Source organism: Xenorhabdus sp. NBAII XenSa04, assembly GCF_963866145.1.
GTDB classification, from domain to species: Bacteria; Pseudomonadota; Gammaproteobacteria; order Enterobacterales; family Enterobacteriaceae; genus Xenorhabdus; species Xenorhabdus indica.
The window spans coordinates 1-2291 of record NZ_CAWMEB010000125.1 but is presented as its reverse complement, the minus strand read 5'-3'; the positions used below and the strand labels follow the sequence as shown (position 1 = coordinate 2291).

Below are 2291 nucleotides of genomic sequence, written 5' to 3'. Positions count from 1 at the left end.
GTTTCCGGCACCGGCCAGTCACCCAGCAGATGGATAACTTTCAGGCGCTGCACCGCTTCGGTTACCGAGGCCGCTTCGCACACGGTCAGGGTTTCTTCCCGCAGTGATTGTCGTGCTTGCGGGTGTTGCATCAGGCCGGTGACCTGCACGGTAAAAATGTCTTCATGGAATGTCGTGCCGGCTTCATCTGATGCCGGTAAAAAAATCGGGTTCATCGGTATTTCCTTGATTGGAGGTCAAATAAAGAAAACACCCGCCCGATAAGATACCGGGAAGGTGTTTTCGGCTCCCTGGTCAGGCGCTTAAGAAAAGGGTTAACAGCATCATGGGCTGATAACGTCAGTGAGAGTGATTATTTTGATTTTCGGTTAATGACGGGCTGATAAAATCCTCGTGAGGTCCCAATGTCATGACTGACCCTATCAGCGCGTTTTCCGGATGCTGATCCACATATTCCCGCAATTCGCGAAACCGGCAGGCGTCCGCATTCGGCTCATCCAGCGCAGCGATACGGGCAAGCACGATTGACGTCACCGCCAGCCCGAACGCACCGGCAGAAAGCGTAATGGTTAACGCACTGTCCGGCAAATAAACAGAATACGTGGCGGCGGATGTCGGCACCAGATAAGTCAGCTGTTCAGAGGCATCCCGCCTGTCCCAGTATTCATACTGATATGCACCACATAACTGTGAGGCGGTATTGGCAATCAGAAACCCCAGAAACAACCGCTCCAGCGGTTTTTTACCGGGAAATGCCGCAGACAGTGCAGGACTGTCCAGCATGATAAATTCACTTTTTTGCATCATGTTCTCCTGTCAATAAAAAAGACGGAGAACACCCTGCCCGACGGGAAAAATGTTCCCCGTCCGGGTGACTGGCATCGTGCCAGGGTGGATTAAATTATCGTCATGTCCCCGCTAAACCTAGAGCCGCCCGAATACACGGGGCCTGGGGGTGTTGCAGCGCGTATTCCCGTAAATCACAAAACCGTTCAGCGATTTTATCGTGCTTTATCAGTGCCGTCAGATAGCCCAGTACGCTCAGGGTGACCATCAGCCCGAACGTATCCGCTGACACCTCGCCGTGAAAGTCAGTGGCCTCGTTTTTGACCCCATACGTGTCAGCGCGTGTCGGCACGGCATAGGCAATGTTGTCCGACACTTTCCGGCACTGCCATGTATCACACCGGTAACCCTCACAAAGCGTGACCGCCGCTTTAATGACCGTGTGTTCCAGCAGCATCAATTCCAGTGGGCTGGTTCGCGGAAAAACGTCCTCAAAAGGGGACAATTCAGACGCCGGTACAGCATGCACCGTTGTCCTGGTTTTGTTTTGTTGCATTGTGGACTCCTTAAAAACAACGGAGAACACCTTGCCCGACGGGAAACGTATTCCCCGTTGGGTGGCTGGCGTCATGCCAGGGTGGATTAAATAACCTTCATCATCAACAAAAAAGATGATATCTGCTTCCAAAGGTGAGCAGATGTACCACACAGTGTGTACTCCCTTGCAGGCTACGGGAGTATTGCTGTCGCTGCCCGAAGGTGATCCTCACAAGCGACCGGATCATTAATAAACTTTTCTACGCTAATCAATCGAAATAATAAGGTCAATGGGTAATTCATTTTCCGGGACAGGAAATAATGTCAGAAGCGCGATGGCATTATTTGAATTGATTAGAATACAATCTAGCCGTTCCAATTTTATGGTGTGACCAAATCAGGCAACTTGCTCTAACGCACTTCTGGACAAAAGCGATGTACCAAATAAGACTCGATCTGACACTATTGATGATCTGCTCGGAATCTAACCAGACCGTCGGCTTTGTGCCAGATATAGTCATTCATAGAACTGGAACTTCAACCGTGGCAAGGTCAGCCCATGATAACACTGAGTTATCAATTAAACCTGTGGCAATTCATTCCAGTGGTGGGCTGATTTTCTTGATGCTAAATAGCTTGTCAAAATGATAAATATCATTTCTCTTTAGCTATCCCTTCAACTTGGTGTTCACTGCGCAAATCATTTTCAAACTCAGCAATAAAAGTCAACATATTAAACATAAGACGCCCTGTTGATGCTGGCACTGTTGCAAAGTTTTGCGGGAGATGATTTCCCTACCACATTTTGTTATTTTTATTACTACAAACGCAATATGCTGTGAAAATGGAGCTTCATTTTTTATAGAAATTAAACTTTGTAACAGTATCCATTTAATTGGGTCTTAAGTTTCTTGCTTAGTGGATGCAAGAACAATTTCTCTGATACAGATATTTTGAGGTTGGCTGTA

3 protein-coding genes and 1 pseudogene are annotated in these 2291 nt (G+C 47.8%); all 4 read right to left on the bottom strand.

Annotated elements, in window-relative coordinates:
• Positions 1 to 215, bottom strand: a pseudogene (locus tag AAC147_RS05955) (hypothetical protein); the annotation flags it as partial.
• A gap of 124 nt (positions 216 to 339) precedes the next feature.
• Positions 340 to 807: an antirestriction protein gene (locus tag AAC147_RS05950; RefSeq protein WP_231571642.1), complete on the bottom strand. Its 468-nt coding sequence runs from the start codon at positions 805 to 807 to the stop codon at positions 340 to 342.
• A gap of 100 nt (positions 808 to 907) precedes the next feature.
• Entirely contained in the window at positions 908 to 1495 is a 588-nt protein-coding gene (locus AAC147_RS05945) for an antirestriction protein (protein WP_231571640.1), read from the bottom strand.
• Positions 1496 to 1977: 482 nt separating this feature from the next.
• Positions 1978 to 2088 (bottom strand): recombinase family protein, encoded by a 111-nt coding sequence (locus tag AAC147_RS05940; protein ID WP_255347688.1) that lies wholly within the window; start codon positions 2086 to 2088, stop codon positions 1978 to 1980.
• Positions 2089 to 2291: the final 203 nt, after the last annotated feature.

Coding starts and splice junctions, on each gene's coding strand:
- AAC147_RS05950 (WP_231571642.1), bottom strand. CDS start 807: ATGATGCAAAAAAGTGAATTTATCATGCTGGACAGTCCTGCACTGTCT.